The sequence below is a fragment of the Xanthomonas campestris pv. campestris str. ATCC 33913 genome (assembly GCF_000007145.1).
Classification (GTDB): domain Bacteria; phylum Pseudomonadota; class Gammaproteobacteria; order Xanthomonadales; family Xanthomonadaceae; genus Xanthomonas; species Xanthomonas campestris.
Genome location: NC_003902.1, coordinates 2,447,326 through 2,466,731 on the forward strand (window position 1 = coordinate 2,447,326; position 19,406 = coordinate 2,466,731).

Annotated in this window: 18 protein-coding genes, 1 tRNA gene and 1 pseudogene; 9 read left to right on the forward strand and 11 right to left on the reverse strand. The window is 64.7% G+C overall.

Going from position 1 to position 19,406, the window contains the following annotated elements:
• The first annotated feature begins 274 nt into the window (after positions 1 to 274).
• Positions 275 to 595 (forward strand): DUF3693 domain-containing protein, encoded by a 321-nt coding sequence (locus tag XCC_RS10795; RefSeq protein WP_225443918.1) that lies wholly within the window; start codon positions 275 to 277, stop codon positions 593 to 595.
• On the opposite strand, the gene XCC_RS10800 is transcribed toward XCC_RS10795, so the two are convergent.
• The 3 genes from XCC_RS10800 to XCC_RS10810 all read right to left on the reverse strand — a co-directional run bounded on the left by XCC_RS10800 (position 544) and on the right by XCC_RS10810 (position 3,729).
• Positions 544 to 1,194, reverse strand: coding sequence for a TraX family protein (locus tag XCC_RS10800; protein ID WP_011037233.1), 651 nt, complete (start codon positions 1,192 to 1,194; stop codon positions 544 to 546). The genes XCC_RS10795 and XCC_RS10800 overlap by 52 nt on opposite strands.
• A 128-nt stretch (positions 1,195 to 1,322) precedes the next feature.
• Positions 1,323 to 3,116, reverse strand: a complete 1,794-nt coding sequence (locus tag XCC_RS10805) for a transmembrane repetitive protein (RefSeq protein ID WP_164923335.1) — start codon at positions 3,114 to 3,116, stop codon at positions 1,323 to 1,325.
• Positions 3,117 to 3,129: 13 nt separating this feature from the next.
• A complete protein-coding gene (locus tag XCC_RS10810; protein ID WP_011037235.1) occupies positions 3,130 to 3,729 on the reverse strand; it encodes an NfuA family Fe-S biogenesis protein in 600 nt (199 codons plus the stop codon).
• A gap of 92 nt (positions 3,730 to 3,821) precedes the next feature.
• On the opposite strand from XCC_RS10810, the gene XCC_RS10815 reads away from it, so the two are divergent.
• From XCC_RS10815 to zupT, 3 genes are all read left to right on the forward strand, one after another.
• The gene (locus XCC_RS10815) at positions 3,822 to 4,178 is read left to right on the forward strand and encodes a 4a-hydroxytetrahydrobiopterin dehydratase (protein ID WP_011037236.1); all 357 of its coding nucleotides are present in this window, start codon (positions 3,822 to 3,824) and stop codon (positions 4,176 to 4,178) included.
• The gene (locus tag XCC_RS10820) at positions 4,175 to 4,597 is read left to right on the forward strand and encodes an energy transducer TonB (RefSeq protein ID WP_011037237.1); all 423 of its coding nucleotides are present in this window, start codon (positions 4,175 to 4,177) and stop codon (positions 4,595 to 4,597) included. The genes XCC_RS10815 and XCC_RS10820 overlap by 4 nt, the downstream gene beginning before the upstream one ends.
• Before the next feature lie 127 nt (positions 4,598 to 4,724).
• Entirely contained in the window at positions 4,725 to 5,543 is an 819-nt protein-coding gene (gene zupT, locus XCC_RS10825) for a zinc transporter ZupT (protein ID WP_011037238.1), read from the forward strand.
• 386 nt (positions 5,544 to 5,929) lie between these two features.
• Here zupT and XCC_RS10830 read toward each other — a convergent pair whose 3' ends face one another.
• Positions 5,930 to 6,913: an RluA family pseudouridine synthase gene (locus XCC_RS10830; protein ID WP_011037239.1), complete on the reverse strand. Its 984-nt coding sequence runs from the start codon at positions 6,911 to 6,913 to the stop codon at positions 5,930 to 5,932.
• 403 nt (positions 6,914 to 7,316) lie between these two features.
• Between XCC_RS10830 and rne the strand changes: the two genes are divergently transcribed.
• Positions 7,317 to 10,880 (forward strand): ribonuclease E, encoded by a 3,564-nt coding sequence (gene rne, locus XCC_RS10835; protein WP_011037240.1) that lies wholly within the window; start codon positions 7,317 to 7,319, stop codon positions 10,878 to 10,880.
• 81 nt (positions 10,881 to 10,961) lie between these two features.
• Here rne and XCC_RS10840 read toward each other — a convergent pair whose 3' ends face one another.
• The 4 genes from XCC_RS10840 to XCC_RS10855 form a co-directional block, all read right to left on the reverse strand.
• The gene (locus XCC_RS10840) at positions 10,962 to 11,171 is read right to left on the reverse strand and encodes a hypothetical protein (RefSeq protein ID WP_011269749.1); all 210 of its coding nucleotides are present in this window, start codon (positions 11,169 to 11,171) and stop codon (positions 10,962 to 10,964) included.
• Positions 11,172 to 11,447: 276 nt separating this feature from the next.
• Complete coding sequence (locus XCC_RS10845) at positions 11,448 to 12,095, reverse strand: response regulator (protein WP_011037241.1); 648 nt, start codon at positions 12,093 to 12,095, stop codon at positions 11,448 to 11,450.
• A gap of 215 nt (positions 12,096 to 12,310) precedes the next feature.
• Positions 12,311 to 13,072 (reverse strand): sulfurtransferase, encoded by a 762-nt coding sequence (locus XCC_RS10850; RefSeq protein ID WP_011037242.1) that lies wholly within the window; start codon positions 13,070 to 13,072, stop codon positions 12,311 to 12,313.
• Positions 13,073 to 13,105: 33 nt separating this feature from the next.
• On the reverse strand, positions 13,106 to 13,471 hold the full coding sequence (locus XCC_RS10855; protein ID WP_011037243.1) for a DUF6164 family protein: 366 nt from the start codon (positions 13,469 to 13,471) through the stop codon (positions 13,106 to 13,108).
• A 60-nt stretch (positions 13,472 to 13,531) separates the two neighbouring features.
• Between XCC_RS10855 and XCC_RS10860 the strand changes: the two genes are divergently transcribed.
• A complete protein-coding gene (locus tag XCC_RS10860; protein WP_014507823.1) occupies positions 13,532 to 13,963 on the forward strand; it encodes an FKBP-type peptidyl-prolyl cis-trans isomerase in 432 nt (143 codons plus the stop codon).
• 11 nt (positions 13,964 to 13,974) lie between these two features.
• A complete protein-coding gene (locus XCC_RS10865; RefSeq protein ID WP_011037245.1) occupies positions 13,975 to 15,228 on the forward strand; it encodes a TIGR03862 family flavoprotein in 1,254 nt (417 codons plus the stop codon).
• Here XCC_RS10865 and XCC_RS10870 read toward each other — a convergent pair.
• Positions 15,212 to 16,504: a nucleotide sugar dehydrogenase gene (locus XCC_RS10870; RefSeq protein WP_011037246.1), complete on the reverse strand. Its 1,293-nt coding sequence runs from the start codon at positions 16,502 to 16,504 to the stop codon at positions 15,212 to 15,214. The genes XCC_RS10865 and XCC_RS10870 overlap by 17 nt on opposite strands.
• Before the next feature lie 139 nt (positions 16,505 to 16,643).
• Here XCC_RS10870 and XCC_RS10875 point away from each other — a divergent pair.
• Positions 16,644 to 16,727: transfer RNA gene (locus tag XCC_RS10875), tRNA-Leu, on the forward strand.
• A 15-nt stretch (positions 16,728 to 16,742) separates the two neighbouring features.
• Here the strand turns inward: XCC_RS10875 and hemN are convergent.
• Complete coding sequence (gene hemN / locus XCC_RS10880; protein ID WP_011037247.1) at positions 16,743 to 18,155, reverse strand: oxygen-independent coproporphyrinogen III oxidase; 1,413 nt, start codon at positions 18,153 to 18,155, stop codon at positions 16,743 to 16,745.
• Positions 18,156 to 18,731: 576 nt separating this feature from the next.
• On the opposite strand from hemN, the pseudogene XCC_RS10885 reads away from it, so the two are divergent.
• Positions 18,732 to 18,855: pseudogene (locus XCC_RS10885) on the forward strand (IS5/IS1182 family transposase); the annotation flags it as partial.
• Positions 18,856 to 18,894: 39 nt separating this feature from the next.
• Here XCC_RS10885 and XCC_RS10890 read toward each other — a convergent pair.
• Positions 18,895 to 19,170, reverse strand: a complete 276-nt coding sequence (locus tag XCC_RS10890) for a DUF3577 domain-containing protein (protein WP_011037248.1) — start codon at positions 19,168 to 19,170, stop codon at positions 18,895 to 18,897.
• Positions 19,171 to 19,406 lie beyond the last annotated feature (236 nt).

Genomic DNA, 19,406 nt, shown 5'->3' on the forward strand with positions numbered 1-19,406 from the left:
TCCATGAAGCCCCTATCCCCTGCCCCTTGACGCGGACCCCGGAGGGGAGCCGGGGGCGCGGTGTCATACGGCGTAGGACACGAGGCGCATGTAACATGAAGCAGGACACTTCTGTCAAACGGTATATGACGTGGACACCATAAATAAATTGCTTGACACAGCGCGAAAAGCATGCTCGCGCGACTCAGACAACAGCGTTGCGCTGTCGCTTGGCGTGTCGCGGAATTCGGTTTCCGTGTGGCGCAAAGGCGGAAAAATCACCGACGCACATCTGATGGCGCTTATCGACCTGGCACAGGCTGACCCTGCGCTAGCAGTGAAAGTGCGAGAGGAAGAAGCCGGATCGGCCGTCGAACGCAAGGCGTGGAGTGCGCTGTGGGACAGACTGTCCCCGGTCACTACGGTGATCGGGGGCCTGGTCCTGGCAATCGGCATGATGCCGGCGACGGGTCGGACGAAAGGCCTTGATATTCAACAGCTTGCACGGGTTGACGGCGCATATTCTGTATATTATGTCATAATAACGCCTGCAGGAGCATCAGTTCAAACCATTGCGTACGACAACCCAGTCAAAGCCGTCAGATGGCCGCAGTAATACATGTAGAACGCTCTACCCGTCCGCGGGATGGCCCATGACAGGTAAGCCAAACCTGCAACCGGCAGCGCAAGCAGCGGCCACAACGTCCGGTTCACCAAGCACAAGAGCACTAGCGGAATCACCAAGAGCACAACAACCGACACTGCCCTTGGCCATCGCCAGCCCGCTGGATTGCGCCAGAACAGCCAGGCACCGAGTACAACAGCCAGCCCGTTCCACCGATAGTCAACCAGGTAAGGTGCCGGCAACAGGCAGAACGCCAACACAATCCATTTTCGTTCTTCGATCGCACGAATACAGACAGCTGCCAATGCGAAGGACAAGAGAATATTGAGCGGCAGTGCCCGATTGAATGCGATCGCCGCAATCGGTGTCGCAACGAGTCCCCACAGGAACAAACGCTTGATCAACTTGGCGACATCAGCACCCGGCTGCGCCAAATTGTAGGCAAACACCAGTGCGAACAATGGAAATGCCACGCGGCCCAGTTCTGCAATGACCGGCATATAGCCCAGGTGCAAAATCTTCAAGGTGTGGTCGCCTGTCATAAACAGCAGCGCGAGCCACTTCACCAATTCACGGCCTCCGCTTGTCATGCGATCCCTCCTTGTTCGACGACGGCTCGATGAGCTAATGCGGATTTACTGATCAATTTATCTAACTCTGGAGCTGCCAGCAGTTCTGCAGCACCGGCCACCAATCCCAGCCATTCTTTGCAGCCCTGCTATCTCACAGCCCCATTGTCTTCCTGCAACTCCCGCTTGAACGGCACATCCGGTGGCGGCCTTGCGGTGGCTGGTTGATCGTTGAGATTCGGGTCGCTCAGGCCGCAGCCGCCGCCGAATTGCAGCAACGACACCACGCAGCTGATCTTGGTCGTGGTGCCGGGAATGGGAATTTCGATCTTCTTCAATCCGCGCCGCACCCATTCCTGCAGCAGCGTCTGGTTCGGCATCCAATACTTGTCCAGCGACGTCGGCGTGTAACCGTACGGCGGCCGCTTGAGCCAGGTGCCGCCTTGCGCAATCTGGTCACGCGTCCAGGTGTCGGTATCGCTGCCCGGCGGGCCGCGATCGCCAGCGCCATTGCCGGCCTCGCCACCGGCGGCAACCCGCACGCTGCCGTCGTTGTTGAACATGCCGTCGCGTTTGCCATCGGCACCGGTTGCCTGCCCGGGACGGTCGCGGGTCGATTTGCTCCAGTCGTCCGCGTTGGCCGCCACATCCCATCCGCCACTGCGATCAACCGGTTTCGGGCCGGCACCGCTGCTGGCCGCCGGCTTGCTGGATGCAGCGGCCGCTGACGCCGGTTTCGCAGATTGCGCAGCCGTCTGCTGGTTGGTCTGATTAGCGGCTGACGGCGCGCTGGAAGGTGCCGGCGCCGCAGGCGCTATGGGTACCGCCGCGTCCGAAGGCGTCTGCACGACTGTCGGTTGCGCCGGGGGTGTCTGCGCCGGCGTCGGCTGTGGCGCCGGGTCCGGCACGTTCGGCAGCTCCGCAGCACGCACCGCCAGCTCGGGCATGCGAACCGTGGGAACCAACTCACGTGCACGCACTGTGGGCGCGGTGACCCTAGCCTGTTCGGGCACGACGATCTCGCGCTCGCGCACGGTGGGTGCCGCGGCAGCGCGCACGGCAACGGCGGCAGTCGGTTGCTGCAGTTCGCGCACCTGTGGCCGCTCGGTAACCGTCTGGATCTCGCGCTGGCGTACCTGCGGTGCAGCCGGCTCGATCGGGCGTGGCGCCACAGTGATGGTGGGCGGTGGCGGGACGACGAAATCCGTGGTCGGCACCGGTGTTTCAGTCACCTGCAGCGGCGATTCCAGCGTGACCTGCGGCACCTGCACACGGATCTGCGGGATATCGGGCGTACTGGGTTCCGCCGCCGCAGCCACAACAAGTTCGGGCGCGACGTCCGGCACGTCGGCTGCCGGCTCCACTGGCTCGGCCACTGTGGATGCGGTGCTTGCCGGCGACGCTGCTGCTGACGACGCGGCTGCCGCAGATGCCGCCGCTTGCTGAGCGCCAGATGCCGCTGTGGCTGGCGCAGCGTCCGCGGCCGGCTCGCCTTCGCCACCGCCCTGATCTGCGGCGCCCTCGCCTACATAGGTCAGGCGCACCCGCGCCTCGTCGCCCTGTTTGGTGTCGTCCGGGGCCCAGCGCACGCTGACCACCCACAGCAACAAGGCGATAAATCCCAGGTGGATCAGCGCACTGCCGAGTACAGCCCCCCAGTGCAGCGGGCGCTCGTCGCGCGGGCGCGGGTCCCAGTGTTGCCACCACAGGCTGCGGAATGCCTGGAACGGACTCAGTCTTCCCGCCATGCCGTCTCGAGGTCGCGGCGCAGGACGCGCCAACAGCGCGTCCGTCAGTTGGTCGTCATCAAACCGTGCTGGCGTACCCAGCCGCCCCCGCATCCAGATGCCCCAGCCATAGGGCAACCCGGTCCGCCGATCCAGAATGAGCTTGCCCGGCATGCGCGCCAACAGCGCCTGCAGGAGATCGGCAGCGGTTGTCACCGGTGGTGCGGAATCAGGCCGCGCTGTCGCGCGGAATGTAAGGCGCGTCGCCAGTGGCGTGATCGGTCGCGTCGCGCACGGCGATTACGCCGGGCAGGCGCCCCATCAAGGTCTTCTCGATGCCCTGCTTCAAGGTGACATCGGCCATGCCGCAGCCGTGGCAGCCGCCGCCGAAGCGCAGCAACACCACGCCCTCGGCCGAGACTTCCTGCACCGCGACGCGCCCGCCATGCGAGGCCAGCTGCGGGTTGATCTCGTTCTCTACCACCCAGCGCACGCGTTCCACCATCGACGCCGACTCAGCCGGTGCCTCGCCCTTGATCTTGGGCGCCTTGATGGTGAGTTGCTGGTTGCCGGTGGACTGGGTGACGTAGTCGATCTCGGCGCCATCCATCCACGGCACGCTGGCGGCCACGACATACAAGGTGAAGCCATCGCAATCGATGGCCCATTCGTCGCCGGACAAGTCGGCCGGCTCGGCGAACTCGAGTTTGGCGTCTGCACGCGGGGTGCCCGCGTCCACCGCGCTCAGGCGCACGCCCATGCCGGGCACACCCTCGCGCTCGATGAGCTTGCGGAAATAGGTCTGGGCTTTGTCGGATATCTGGATCATGCGGGTTATTCTACCGCTCAATGCGCCCCCGCTCATGGAACACCGTGATCCTGGTGGGTGCTTCTGTTCGCCACTTCGCGAGGCCGCCTGTCATGACCGATCTCATCCCCCTGGAACAGGCCCATTGCCTGCCCCGCAAGGGCAGTGACCACAAGCTGGGCGAAGCCCGCCTGGCCGAGCTGTTGCCCCAGGTCCCCGGCTGGGAGCTGGCCGAAGCCGGCATGGCCATCACACGCACATTTCGCTTCGCCGACTATTACCGCACCCTCGCCTTCGTCAATGCGCTGGCCTGGATCGCCCACCGCGAAGACCACCATCCGGACCTGGGCGTGCATTACGACCGCGTGGTGGTGCGCTATTCCACCCATGACGTGGGCGGGCTGAGCGAGAACGACTTCATCTGCGCGGCCAAGGTAGCGCAGCTCTTCGATCAAGGAATCACCGCATGAACCAGTATCGCGCCCTGCTTGCCGGCCTGTGCGTCGCCGGCGCCCTCGTCGGCTGCGGCAAGCCATCGCAGGAGGCCGCCACGCCCGGCGTGGCTCCCACCGAGTTGGCCGCCCTGAAGACGCCCCCGCCTGAATACTCACCGCAGCTGGCCTGTGTAGGAATCGGTGGCAAGACGGTGCTGCGTGTGGTGGTTGGCCCGCAAGGCTCCCCTACCGATGTCACCGTCGCCCAGAGCAGCGGCCAGCCGGTGTTGGATGAGGCGGCGCAGACGCGCGTGCGCGAGTGGCAGTTCAAGGCCGCCACCCGCAATGGACAGCCGGTGCCGCAGACCATCCAGGTGCCGGTGGACTTCAAGCCGCCGGTCCCCAAGCCTGACGAATGCTTCGCCATCGAAGAGCGCGCCCGCCGCGGCGGCTGACCACCACGCATCCATCATCGCGCCATGGCCATCCTGCGCCAGCGGATGGCCGAGCGCAGACACGCGCAGCTGAACTCGCCACGCACTCCGCCGGATCGCCATTCTTTTCGACGAGGTCGTTGCGTCAATGCTTGAAGTGTCATCGCACAATGTCTGGACCGCGCTTGCGGTTACTCTTGCCGCCGGCCTGGCGACCGGCCTGGGCAGTCTCATGGTCGTCTTCGCCAAGAAGCCCAACCCGCGCCTGCTGGCCTTCGGGCTGGCGTTTGCCGGCGGCGCCATGGTGTTCGTGTCGCTGTCGGAGATCCTCAACAAGTCGATCGCCTCGTTCTCCAACGCCTACAACGACAAGCTCGGCTTCACCTACGGCACGCTGACCTTCCTGGGCGGAATGCTGTTGATCATGGTGATCGACCGCCTGGTGCCCAATCCGCACCAAAGCCTGTCCACCGACGACCCGCAATTTCGCGACGACAACCGCGCCTATATCCGGCGCGTGGGACTGCTGACGGCAGTCGCCATCACCGCGCACAACTTTCCCGAAGGCCTGGCCACGTTCTTCGCAACGCTGGAAAGCCCGGCGGTGGGCATGCCGCTGGCGTTCGCCATCGCCATCCACAACATTCCCGAAGGCATTGCCATCGCCGTGCCGGTGTACTTCGCCACGCGCAACAAGTTCTATGCGTTCGGGGCGAGCCTGTTGAGCGGCCTGGCCGAACCGATCGGCGCGGGCATCGGCTACCTGCTCTTGTCCAGCGTGCTGTCCGAGGCCGTGTTCGGAGCGGTGTTCGGGGTGATCGCCGGGGTCATGGTGTTCCTCGCCCTGGACGAGTTGCTGCCAGCCGCCAAGCGCTACGCACAAGGACACGAGACGGTCTACGGCCTGGTGTCGGGCATGGGCACGCTGGCGATCAGCCTGGTGTTGTTCCGTTATGCGGCGCCTTGAGCCTGCAGCCAATTGCCACTGCTGATGAGTGCTGCCCTGCCCCACAGCTGCCTGGTCTGCTGTTACAGGGATGCAGCGATGCCCGATACATATCGAGCCAAATCGGCGCGCGCCTGACATGCGCACGGAAACTCACGCGAGGCGCGCTCTAGCAGGGACCCACGACAGAGGTAGCTGAGGCAGCTACCGGGCTAGACCTGCTAGCCGTTCCTCAGTGACAGCGGGGGAATGGACCTCAGCATTTCATGCCGCCGCGTTTGCCATCCCGGGGCAGCGAAAGATCTGACGTTGAACCCGAAGGGTGCGCACGCGCCGCGCATCAAGCACGACGCGTGCGTACTTTCCCGTGCCAGCGAGGAAACCATCGCCTCATGCGAAGCCGCGACTCAACCCAGCCGATCCAGCGCCTCAGCCAACTCCGGCGCCAACGGTGCGTTGAGCACATACGGCGTCTTGCCGTTGTCCAGCGCGAACTCCAGCGAGGCGGCATGCAGGAACAGGCGGCGCAGGCCGACCTGGTCGCGCAGGCGCTTGTTCACCTCGGGGTCGCCGTATTTGTCGTCGCCGGCAACCGCATGACCGAGGTGCTGTGCATGCACACGGATCTGGTGGGTGCGCCCGGTCTCGATGCGTACCTCGCAGTAGGAATGCCCGCCGCGACGCTCCAGCAACCGGAAGTGGCTCAGCGACGGCTTGCCGATCGCATTGACCTGCACATGCCGCTCGCCGCCCTGGCGCAGGCCGATGTGCAGCGGCGCATCCACACTCATCACCCCGTCGGGCATCCGCCCTACCAGCAGCGTGAGGTAGCGCTTGGTGATGCTGCGCCCGTCCACCCTGTCGTCTTCGCGCATCAAGGCCTGCAGCTCGGTCAGCGCTGAACGCTTTTTGGCCACGATCAATAGGCCCGATGTATCGCGATCCAGGCGATGCACCAGCTCCAGCGTCTGGTTCGGACGTAAGGCGCGCAGGGTCTCGATCGCCCCGAAGCTGATCCCGCTGCCGCCATGACTGGCCACGCCGGTGGGCTTGTTGAGCGCCAGCAGGCGCGCGTCTTCGAACACGATGGCCGCTTCCAGCCGTGCCTGGAACGCGGACGGCGGCGCGGCCTTGTCGCCCTCTTCGGTGAGACGCACCGGCGGGATGCGCACTTCTTCCCCACCCTCCAGCTTGCGCTCGGCCTTGGCCCGCCCGCCGTTCACGCGCACCTGCCCGCTGCGCACCAGCTTGTAGATCAGGCTGCGTGGCGCGCCCTTCAATTGTCCCAGCAGGAAATTGTCCAGCCGCTGCCCAGTGCGGTCTTCCGGAACTTTGAGAATGCGCACGCCCACACGGTCGGCGGGAGGCTTGGGGGGCTGGGGGTCGGTCATCCGGCTCTTTATTCTGTTACACTCGGCGAGCGAGATAAGGGTTTGATTTCGTTGGAAGTTGATTGGCCAGAAGCCTGACTTCCGATGATTCCGGCACAGTGCGCGACCACCGCCCCCGGGGCGGCCATGTTAGCGGCTCACCGGCCTACCCGGCCATCGCCAGCGGTTTTTTAGCCGTTGCGCTGAACATGTCCCGTGCGCTGTCCCGGTTGTCCGGACGCAGCTGCCGGCCCTGAAACACCTTTAAAAAACTTAAGAGAAGCGCTCCCGCGGCCTGCCGTGGTGTTGCAGCGCTGGAAACCCTAGCCAGGCCTGTCCGCGCGTTGCGCGAAAGGCCGGCGACCCGTTCCAGAGGCGAAACGTCACGGCGTTCCGCGCGGTAGAGCGCGCGAGGAACGCAACAATGAAGCGAATGCTGATCAACGCAACGCAGGCCGAAGAGCTGCGCGTGGCGATTGTGGACGGCCAGACCCTGTACGACATCGACATCGAACAGCCGTCCAAGGAACAGAAGAAGTCCAATATCTACAAGGGTCGCATCACGCGGCTCGAGCCCTCGCTGGAAGCGGCGTTCGTGGACTATGGCGCCGAGCGCCATGGCTTCCTGCCGCTAAAGGAAATCTCTCGCGATTACTTCCAGGCCGGTGTCGACCACAACAAGTCGACCATCCGTGAGCTGCTGCGTGAGGGCCAGGAAGTGGTGGTCCAGGTCGATAAGGAAGAGCGTGGCAACAAGGGCGCCGCCCTGACCACGTTCATCTCGCTCGCCGGCCGCTACATGGTGCTGATGCCCAATTCGCCGAGCGCCGGTGGCGTCTCGCGTCGGATCGAAGGCGAGGACCGTGCCGCACTGAAGGACGCGCTGGACAAGCTCGACATCCCAGACGACATGGGCGTGATCATCCGCACCGCCGGCGTTGGCCGCGATGCCGAAGAGCTGCAGTGGGATCTGGATTACCTGCTGCAGACCTGGAAGGCGATTGCCGAGGCCGCGCTGAGCAAGCCGGCGGCGTTCCTGATCTACCAGGAATCGCGCCTGATCATCCGCGCCCTGCGCGACTACCTGCGCGCCGACATCGGCGAAATCCTGGTCGATACGCCGGAGCTGTACGCCGACGCCCAGGAGTTCATGCAGCAGGTCATGCCGCAGAGCCTGCGCAAGCTCAAGCACTACACCGACGACATCCCGCTGTTCAACCGCTTCCAGATCGAGTCGCAGATCGAAGGCGCCTACGAGCGCAATGTGCGCCTGCCGTCGGGCGGCTCGATCGTGGTCGACCAGACCGAAGCGCTGACCGCCGTCGACGTCAACTCCTCGCGCGCCACCAAGGGCAGCGACATCGAGGAAACCGCGTTCCAGACCAATCTGGAAGCGGCCGAAGAAGTGGCGCGCCAGTTGCGCCTGCGTGACCTCGGCGGTCTGGTGGTCATCGACTTCATCGACATGGCATCCACCAAGCACCAGCGCGAAGTCGAGAACAAGCTGCAGAACGCGCTCAAGTACGACCGTGCACGCGTGCAGTTGGGCCGGATCTCGCGCTTCGGCCTGATGGAAATGAGCCGCCAGCGTCTGCGTCCGAGCCTGGGCGAGTCCAGCCAGATCGTGTGCCCGCGTTGCGACGGCCATGGCCGCATGCGCAGCGTGGAATCGCTGTCGCTGTCGATCATCCGCGTGGCCGAAGAGCACGCCATGAAGGAGAACACCGGGCAGGTGCTGGTCCAGGCTCCGGTGGAGATCGCCAATTACCTGCTCAACGAAAAGCGCAGCGCATTGCGCGAGATCGAGCAGCGCCATGAGTCGCCGATCATCATCGTGGCCGACGAGCAGCTGCATACCCCGCACTACGAAGTCACGCGCCTGCGCGAGAACGAGCTGGGCGAAGACAGCGGCAAGCCGAGCTATCAACGCGGCACGCCGCGCAAGTTGCCGGTGCATGCGCTGACGAAGGCGCAGTTGAATATCCCGGTCGCGCCGGCGGTGACTTCGATCAAGCCGAGCCAACCGGCTCCGGTGCGTGAAGAGGCCCCTGCCGCGGCACCCGCCCCGGCGCCGGTGGTGGCACTGCCGCTCCCCGCGCCGGTCACCGGCGTGGTGGGCTGGTTGAAGCGCATCTTCGGCGGTGTCGATGCCCCGGCCGCAGCGCCGGAAGCGTCGCAGCAGCAGCGCCCGCGTCAGAACGACGCCGCGCGTGGCAACCGCAATGATCGCGGCGAGCGTGGCGGACAACGCCGTGATGGTCGCGATGCACGCAATGGCAATGGCGGCCAGCACCGCGGCAATGGCGGCAATGGCAATGGCAACGGCGCCAACAAGGAGCGCCGCGACGAGCGTCGCCAGCCGACCGCGCCGCAAACTGGCAACCAGCCGCAGCAGCAGCAAGTGCAAGTGGCCAAGCCAGCGCGCAACGAGCCGCAGGCACCCAAGCAGCCGCAGCAGGGTCAGCAGCCGAAGCAGACGAAGCAGCAGCAAAACCAGCAGCCGCGTCCTCCGCGCCAGCAGGATGGTGCGCCGGCTGAAAAGCAACAGCGTCCCGCACGTCAGGACGATGCAGCAGTGGCACAGGCCGTGACCGCGACTGCAGCGACCGCCACCACCGCAAGCGTGGCAGCGGCCATTGCCGATACCGCCACGCCGGTGTCCAGGACGGTGCAAGCGCACGAGACCGACGCCGCACATCCGGTCGACGTGACGGTGACGCCTGCCGCCTCCGAGGCACCTGCCGATGCCGCCGCCGAGGGCCATGCCCAGGACGCACCGGCAGGCGATGACGGCGCCAATGGCGAGGGCGGAAGCCGTCGCCGTCGCGGCCGTCGCGGTGGTCGCCGCCGTCGTCGTGGTGCAGGCGCCACGGGTGAAGGTGGGACCGGAGCGGATGGTCTTGAGTCCGATGATCTGGACGGTGATCTGGATAGCGACAACGACGATGCCGGTACGCCAGCACCGACGTCGTCCGCACCACGCGCCGGGCAGCCCGAGTTCGACTTCGATGACGATGCCGGCACCCCGCCCGCTCGGGTCCAGGCAAAGGTCGAGCGCAGCCCGGAGCAGCAGACGCCGGTGACGCCACGTCCGGTGCCGAAGGAGCGAGCCGAAACCCAGCCGCCGGCTGATACGGCAGCGGCAGCGGCACCGTCGGTCAACAGCGCACCGACTACCCCGCAGCAGTCGGTGATCACCGCGCAGTCGGCACCGGTTGCTTCGCCCGAAGCCGCCGTGTCGTCGCAGGCGGGATCCTCGCAGGCAGCATCGCAGGAACCCGCTGCAGCACCGCATGCCGCTTCGGCATCGATCGAGGCTGCGCCGGCACAGGAGCAGCAACGCGCTCCCGTGCAGGACGCCCCGCGTGTTGCTCCGGAGGCAGCGGCTCCAGCTCCGGCAGCGGTGCAAAGCGTTCGTCCTGAAGTGACTGCCCCGGCCTCCCCGGTGCAGCCTGCAGCACCGACGCAGCCTGCCGCGACAGCGTCGGTTGAGCCGTCGCCTGCAGCGCAGGTCACGCCGGCGCCCGTTGCGCCGGCCGAAGCTGCCGTGGTCACGGTCACCGCACCGCATGCCGAACCGTCCAGCACGGCCGGCAAGGACGTGGATGTCGCAGTGACCTCGACCGCCGCGGTTGCGCAGCCGGCCACCGACACCGCGCCAGCGGCGCCGGTGCGCAAGCCCTACGCGCCGGTGCAGACCACCCTGCTCGATGCATTGGCTCCGCAAACGCCGCAAGCGGCAGCTCCGCAGGCTCAGGCCGAGACTGCTCCGGCAGCCAAGGTATCTGAGCACTCCACGCCGGCCGCTGCTGTGGCACCTGTGGCTGCGCAGCAACCCGCAGAGGCACGGCAGCCGACGGTAGTCGTGTCGGAGGCGTCCACGCCGGCGGCGCCGTCTGTTGACGCTGCTGATGCAGCAGACGACAAGGACGACACCGAGGCTGCAGCGTCGAAAGACGATGCCGACAAGCCGCGTAGCGATCACTGATCGTTACGCGTGACTGACGCTGTCCTGGGCAACCCGGATGGTGGCGACAAAAAAAGCGGCCTTCGGGCCGCTTTTTTTGTGTCATCGACTGACAGTCGCAAACTGCATGGAGTTTGCAGCTGCCTGGCACGCGAATTCAAACTTCGACAGGTATTGCCCATTACCGCTTCGATCAGACCGCGCTTTGAGCGTGTCGAGAAACCACGTCGCCGTTGCCACATCGAACAAACAGAAGTTCAGCGCCTTGATCAGATCGGCGAGTACCTGCACCGTCACCGCATCGGTGAGCATTCGATCAATAGATCTGCGGCTTTACGCGTCTGCCGCTCCAAAGCCCTGTCGCTCCACAGAACGACAGCGCTCCAGGACGCTAAGCGCAGAGCACAACCAGCGCTCTACCGGTCGCACCAGCACAAGAATGCGCCGGTTCATCTATTCAATGACGATCTATAGATCCGCATGTTCCAACGCAACGCGACCACCTAAGTGAAGCGCCACGAATTGCCTCTTCGATTGATCAGCCATACTCCGCCGACGACACCACATCGCCTCAGCGGCGGCATGCGTTCACAGCGTACGTGCGGGATCGGTCAGGCCGTATTGATTGGCCAGGCGCGCCAGGGCGATGTTGTCCTGGATGCCGACCTTTTCGAACAGGCGCGCCTTGTGGGTGTTGATGGTCTTGGCGCTGAGATTCAGGCGCTTGGCGATGTCTTCCTGGCGCAGGCCCTGCGTCAGCAGCAGCGCCACCTCAAGCTCACGTGGCGACAGCGCATCGAAGGGCGAACCGCCACCTTCCAAGTTGGAGAGCGCAAGGTTCTGCGCGATGGTGTTGCCGAGATAACGACGGCCCAGCGCAACTTCACGCACGGCGCGCAGCAACTCGTGCGCGTCGCCGCCCTTGCCGACATAGCCGGACGCGCCGGCTTCGAGCAACCGCTTGGGCAGCGGGCCATCTTCCAGCACCGACACGATGATGACCCGCGTGCCGTAGTCGCCTTTGACGATGCGCTCAGTGATCTCCAGCCCGCTGACTCCCGGCAGATGCAGATCGCATAACACGATGCCCGGCTTGAGCTGGCGAATCTGCGGCAGCGCCGCTTCCCCACTCTCTGCTTCGCCCACCACTTCGATGTCCACTTCCTTGGACAGGATCATCTTCATGCCGGTACGCACGAGTGCATGATCGTCGATCAGAAAAACTCTGATTGTCATCCGTGTAGTCCTCGCTGTGCGGCTGGCTGGTGCAGCCTAGCTCCGTGAATAATTCAGGGCAAGCTCGATGCGACGTATTACGTGGAAGTTAGACGCGTGTACTGCGCCAGATCCCGGCGGACCCGCGCTCAACGCGTGCTGCGCCGCGCTCCACGTGACCAGCATCGTGCCGTGACGCTCGCGTTGCAGACATCGGGCAATACAGTCGTGCCCGGTCAGATTTTCCCTGCGTCTGCGCACGCTGCGCCATCGACTAACGGACGGAGTTCAGCATCAAGGGCCACGCGCTCATCGAACACGAAACACCGCCCGTCATAGCCCTCACCACCGACGTCCTCGAAGTACCCCAGGATGCCGCCTTCCAGCTGCAGCACGTTGTCCATGCCCTCGGCATGCATCCACAGCGCAGCCTTTTCGCAACGGATGCCGCCGGTGCAGAAGCTCACCACCGTGGCATCGGCGAGCGCTGCACGGTGCGGCTGCAATGCCTCGGGCAGTTCGGTGAACTTGTCGATCGGCAACGTGAGTGCGCCCTGGAACGTGCCATAGGCCACTTCCTGGGCGTTACGGGTATCCAGCAGCACCAGCGGGCGGCCGTGATCATCGTGCCCCTGCTGCATCCATTTCCGTAGCACTGCAGGCGCGACCGACGGCGCGCGGCCTTGCAGCGGCGAGGCATCATCGCGGCGGAAGCTGATGATTTCCGGTTTGACCTTGACCTTGAGCCGCGCGAACGGTTGCTCAGCGCTATGGCTGTATTTCACGCGCATCTGTGCAAAGCGCGCATCTGCATGCAGCCAGGCATAGAAGCTTGCGATCTGCTCGGCATCGCCGGCCAGAAACAGGTTGATGCCTTCTTCGGCCACCAGCACCGAACCCTTCAGCGCACGCTGCTGGGCGCGCTCCAGCACGCTGTCCGCCAGCTGTTGCGGGTCGTGGATCGGGGCGAACTGATAGGCAGCGGTATTGGTGATCATGGCGCTATTTTAAGCCCGATCCGCTGCGGCGGGTTATCCGCGCAACAGCAGGAACGGCAGCAACACCAGCGAGGCGATCACCAACATGCCGACCAGGGTGGCCAGCACGAACAATGGCCGCCGACGCAACAACGCGCCGAAGGTTTCCGCGGTCCCCGACGCCAGCGCCTGCTGCCGCTGCGTACGCGCATCGGCACCGCGCCGGGCCTGGTACGCATCCATCAGTGCCTTGGCACGTGGATAGTCCGCATCCTCGCTAAGCCAGATGCCGCCGGCGGAAATGCCCCAATTGCTGGGGCGCGTTTCGTAGGTCTGCACCAGGTTGTCGCGCATCAGTGCCCGCACGTCGTCGGCTTCGTCGTCGGGGACATTGCGTAGGTTGAGCAGCAGTTTCGCCATGACGCGATGATAGCGGGAGCCAGGTGCGATAATGCGCGCCTCACTCCTGTGGATCACGCCATGCGCCTCTTTTTGACGCTTTGCGCCGCCCTGTTGCTGGCGAGCTGCGCCCCTGCCCTGCCCCCGTCCGGTGGCACCATCGCCGCGTTCGAGCGGATCGATCGCACCGTCGGCACTGGCGCCGAAGCCACGCCCAATGCGCTTGTCACCGTGCACTACACCGGCTGGCTATACGACGAGAAGGCGGCCGACAAACACGGCAAGAAGTTCGACAGCTCGCTGGATCGCGCCGAGCCGTTCCAGTTCGTGCTCGGTGGCCGCCAGGTCATACGCGGCTGGGATGAGGGTGTGGCCGGCATGCGCGTCGGCGGCAAGCGGACCTTGATGATCCCGCCGGAGTTCGGTTACGGCGACAAAGGTGCCGGTGGGGTCATTCCGCCGGGCGCCTCGCTGGTGTTCGACGTCGAACTGCTTGGCGTGCAGCCGCGCTGAGCACGCACCTCATGACCTATGGAAACACACCGCGGCTCGCGGTGATTGGTGGCGGCCCGGCCGGCCTGATGGCGGCCGAGGTCGCGCGCGCCGCCGGGCTTGCAGTGGATCTTTATGAAGCGAAGGGGTCGGTCGGGCGCAAGTTCCTGATCGCCGGCAAGGGCGGCTTGAACCTGACCCACTCCGATCCGCCGCCTGTCTTCGCACAGCGCTATCGCGAACGCAGCACCGAGGTTGGGCACTGGCTGCAGGCGTTCGACGCCGAGGCACTGCGCGCGTGGGCGCGCGACCTGGACGTGGAAACCTACGTTGGAAGTTCTGGCCGCGTATTTCCGATGGACCGCAAGGCCGCTCCACTGCTGCGCGGCTGGGTGCGACGGCTGAAGGAACAAGGCGTGAGCTTCCATGTGCAGCATCGTTGGCTCGGCTGGGATGACGGTGGTGCGCTGCGCTTCGCCACACCAACCGGCGAGCAGGCATTCGCGGCCGATGCGGTGATCCTGGCGCTGGGTGGTGGCAGCTGGCCGCAGCTGGGATCGGATGGGCAATGGGCACCCCTCCTGGAGCAGCGCGACATCGCGGTGGCGCCACTGCAGCCGGCCAATTGCGGCTTCGATATCGCATGGACGCCACATTTCGTGCAGCGCCACGCCGGTGCGCCACTGAAGGCGGTGGTTGCGCAGTGGCAAGGGCGCGATGGTGCGACACAGGTGCTGCAGGGCGAATGCGTGATCACCGCAACGGGGATCGAAGGCAGCCTGATCTATGCGCTGTCGGCGGACCTGCGCACGCAGATCCAGACACACGGCACGGCGACGATCTGGCTCGACCTGGTACCCGGCCGCACGCTGGAGCGGCTGCAGGCGGATCTGCAAAAGCCGCGCAACGGGCGCAGTTTCAGCGATCACCTGCGCCGCCAGACCGGCATCGATGGCGTCAAGACCGCGCTGCTGTTCGAACACTTGGGCAAGCAGGCCGGCGATGACCTCACGCGCGTTGCGCAGACACTCAAACAGCTACCGCTGCGTTTGCTGCGGCCACGGCCGTTGGCGGAAGCCATCAGCACGGCCGGCGGCGTACGTCTGGAGGCACTGGATGCGCAGCTGATGGCGCGTGCGCAACCGGGGGTGTTCTGCGCCGGCGAAATGCTCGACTGGGAAGCCCCGACCGGCGGTTATCTGCTGACGGCGTGCTTTGCCAGCGGTCTGCGCGCGGCGCAGGGCGCGGTGCAGTGGCTGCAACGCGGCGCTACAGCCGAGCGTTGACCGACGCGCGCGGCCACACCGATTTGACGTCATAGAACACCGCGCCCGGCTTGCCGAGTGCGGCGATGCGCTGCGCATCGTAGTCGCGGTACTGCGCGTGCGCCACCGCCAAAACCACGGCATCGTAGGCGCCCTCTTCCGGCATCTCGCACAGCTGCACGCCGCCGTGGCGCAGCGCGTCTTCGGGATCGGCCCACGGGTCGCAGGTATCGACCTGCGCGCCGGCGGCCTGCAGCAGCTGTACCAGTTCCAGGGCACGGCTGTTGCGCAGATCCGGGCAGTTCTCCTTGAAGGTGGCGCCGAGCACCAGCACCCGCGCCTGCGGTGGTGCAATCCCTTGCGCCGCGAGCAAGCTGCAGACGCGCTCGGCCACGTGACGGCCAACGCGATTGTTTACCTGCCGCGCGGTGTGGATCAGATCCGGGTGGTAACCCACGCTCTCGGATTTGTGCAGCAGGTAATACGGGTCCACACCGATGCAATGCCCGCCGACCAGACCGGGCCGGAATGGGAGGAAATTCCACTTGGTGCCGGCGGCTTCGAGCACATCGAGCGTGTCGATGCCGAGCTTGTCGAAAATCAGCGCCAGCTCGTTGACCAGCGCAATATTGACGTCGCGCTGAATGTTCTCCACCACCTTGGCCGCTTCGGCTACGCGGATCGATCCAGCGCGCCACGTGCCGGCCGTGATGATGCTGGCGTAGAGCGCATCCACCGCGTCGGCGGCGGCGGGGGTGGAGCCCGAGGTGATCTTGCGAATGTCGCGCAGCCGCCGCTGCCGGTCACCCGGGTTGACGCGCTCGGGGCTGTAGCCACAGAAGAAATCGGCGTTGAACCGCAGCCCGGAGGCTTCTTCGAGCAGCGGCACGCAGACTTCTTCGGTGGTGCCGGGGTACACGGTCGATTCGTAGATCACCAGATCGCCTGGCTTGAGTGCGGCGGCAATCAATACGGTGGCACTGCGCAGCGGTTCCAGGTCTGGCTGTTCGAAACTGTCGATGGGCGTGGGCACGGTGACGATGAAGATCGTGCAGCCCGCAAGTTCTGCAGCGTCGGCGGTGTAGCGCAACTGCCCTGCAGCGGCGAGTTCTGCATCGTCCAGTTCCAGCGTGGCATCGTGGCCCTGCTGCAACTGCGCCACGCGCTGGGCATCGATATCGAAGCCCAGCGTGTCGCGCCGCTCACCGAACGCGACGGCCAGCGGCAGGCCGACGTAGCCAAGCCCGATGACGGCAATGTGCGCCTGAAGCGGGTCGAACGGCGGGGTGCGGGACATGCGGTTCCTTCGATCATGCGCGGCACGGCACCGCGCGCCAGTGCGGCGGCAGCATAGCGCAGCCGGCAACTGCCCGGTCAGCCGGTCTGCGCACGATGGAGATTCACAATCGCCCGGCAATCAGGCACGCTATCGGTCTGCCCGGGTGGCGAAATTGGTAGACGCAAGGGACTTAAAATCCCTCAGCCGCAAGGCTATGCGGGTTCGACCCCCGCCCCGGGCACACTCCCCCACGCCATCAGATTGCTTTGGAATAGCGCACGTCCTGCTGCGAAGGTTGCAGATAGCGGTCAAAGCACATGGCAGCCAGGCGGACCAGCGGCCACCCTGTTGCGGTGACATCAACGCACAGACCGCGTACCTCCACCAGGTCATCGGCGGCAAGCAGCTCCAGCGCAGCCAACGCGTCATCGTAGCAATGGCGCGCATCGCACTGGTGGCGTTGCGCCACGGCAGCCAGATCCACACGTCCGCGGCATAGTAAGGCCTGGATGACCTCCGCGCGCAGCAGGTCGTCTGCACTCAGTTGCATCCCGCGGCACACGGGCAACGCACCGCGATCGACCGCTGCATCCCACGCAGCCAGTTCGCGTGGATTCTGGCTGTAGCTGTCGCCAAAATGGCTGATGGCACTGACGCCCAAGCCGATCAGATCGGTATCGGCATGCGTGGTGTAGCCCATGAAATTGCGCTGCAGATCGCCGCGCCGTTGCGCGATCGCCAGGTCTTCGCTGGGAAGCGCGAAGTGATCCATGCCGATGTACTGGTAGCCCGCCGCCGACAACGTATGTACGGCGAGCCCGAGCAGCGCGAGCCTGTCCTGCGCGGAAGGCAACTCCTGCACATCGATCTGCCGCTGCGCCTTGAACACGTGCGGCATGTGTGCATACCCATAGATCGCCAGCCGGTCTGGCCGCGCCGCCAATACGCGGTCCAGCGTGCGCGCGAAGCCCGCCTGCGTCTGCCGCGGCAAACCGTAGACCAGATCCACGTTCACCGAGGCGATACCTGCTTGCCGACATGCAGCGATGAGTTCCAATGTCTCCTGCTCGCCCTGACGGCGATTGATCGCTGCCTGCACGTCCGGATCGAAGTCCTGGATGCCCAGGCTGACCCGGGTGAATCCGATTTGCGCCAGCGCGGCAACGTCGCCTGATTGAACAGCGCGAGGATCCAGTTCGATCGAGATGTCGCGACCGGGATCGGTGCTGAAACGGAAGATGCGTCGCAGGCCATCGAGCAAGTCGCCCAGCAGCGCAGGCGAGAGGAAATTGGGCGTCCCGCCACCTAGATGCAGCTGCACGATCGTTCGACTGCGCTCCAGATGCTCGGCGGCGCTGGTCGCCTCGCGGAGCAGCCGCGCGACATAGGCCTGCCCCTTGGTCGCGTCGCGCGTAATGATCCGATTGCAGCCACAGTAGAAACAGGGACTGCTGCAAAACGGCACATGCACGTACAGCGACAAGGCGCGCCCAGGGCGCTGCTCCTGCGCGCGCAAGAACGCCGCCTGCAAATCCGTGGCACCAAACCCGGGCTGGAAGTGCGGCGCAGTGGGATAGGAGGTGTAGCGCGGGCCTGGGCGGTCGTAGCGTTGCAACAACGCTTGATCGAAGTTCCAACGGGCATGCGCGGCAGCGATATCGGGTTCCATGCGCGCAGCCTGCCGTACCTACGACAGAGGCGCCTTGATCAGAATCAATCTATCGTGACGTGGCGCAGGGAGTGGCACGTCCGCTGAAATCACGTTTGCCCTGCAGCGCTGTCAGCGTGTGGTGCAGCCAGCTTGCATGGCAACTGGCGCATGGGTCATACCGTGCCAGTGCACAGCGCAGTGAACTTTGGATCCCGCAGTGTGCAATTGCATCGCCGCCGCTGCGCGACGCGTAGCTTATCCACGCCACGTGCAACCCAAATAAAAAAGCCATGGACCGTAAAGTCCATGGCTTGAATTTGGAGCGGGAAACGAGTCATGCTTTAGAGCGCTAAGTCGTTGATTCCCAATTACTTTCTTCGCCTCGGTGCTTAGCGAAGGCCTGAATTCTAGCCTTGTTTTTCGCCCTATGCAACAAAATTCGTCCAAAGACTTCCATCAAGGTTCAAGGACTGCCATCCGCGTCGTCGCAACGGACGCAGAGCCCTACCGAAAAACGCACCACAGATACGCGACACTACCCGCCTCATGTTGAGCAGTGATCCATGCAACTGAACGTTCGGCGACCCTGAAGGCCTGGGCAAGCGCAAGCAGACCCGGCGCGAGATCTTTTTGGCAGAGATGGAGCGGGTGGTTCCGTGGCATCACTTGCTCGGGCTGATCACGCCGGACTATGCCGGTGTCGGGGCGGCCAGGTCGGTTGTGGATCAGTCAGAAGGACTCGGCCATTGGCGGGAGCTTATTCATCGAGGCTTTCTTCGGTTTCGACAGCGAGCTCTGCAGCTTCGGGAGCCTGTGCTTCCTGCTCGACAGGAGTGGCGGCGCGCTCGCTGGCTTCGTCTTCGGACTCGGCGGACTTCGGCTCGGCCTTGTAGACCATGTTGCCGTCGACCTTGATCCAGCTGATATACCGCAGACGAGCCTTGACACTGACGCCCTGTTCGCTGGCGCGCTCACCTTTTTCATAGGTGAAGACGTCGGTCCACAGATCGCCCAGGCGAAAGCCGATCAGCACCTTCTTGAGATTAGGCAGGGATTCGTATAAAAAACAGCCAAAAGTGAGCTAACTCACCGTCAATAAAGGATTTTTCACGAATTCCTGCCGAGCCTCGATTCGGCGTGCACCTGGGGTTACACCCCGGAACCCCAGAAAGAAAGCTGCCTCGCAGAGCGAGGCCGTGAAAGACTGCGTGCTGTCAGGAAGGAAAACGCCGCTACAAGGCAGTCACCCCGGATTATTCAGCGCGGAGG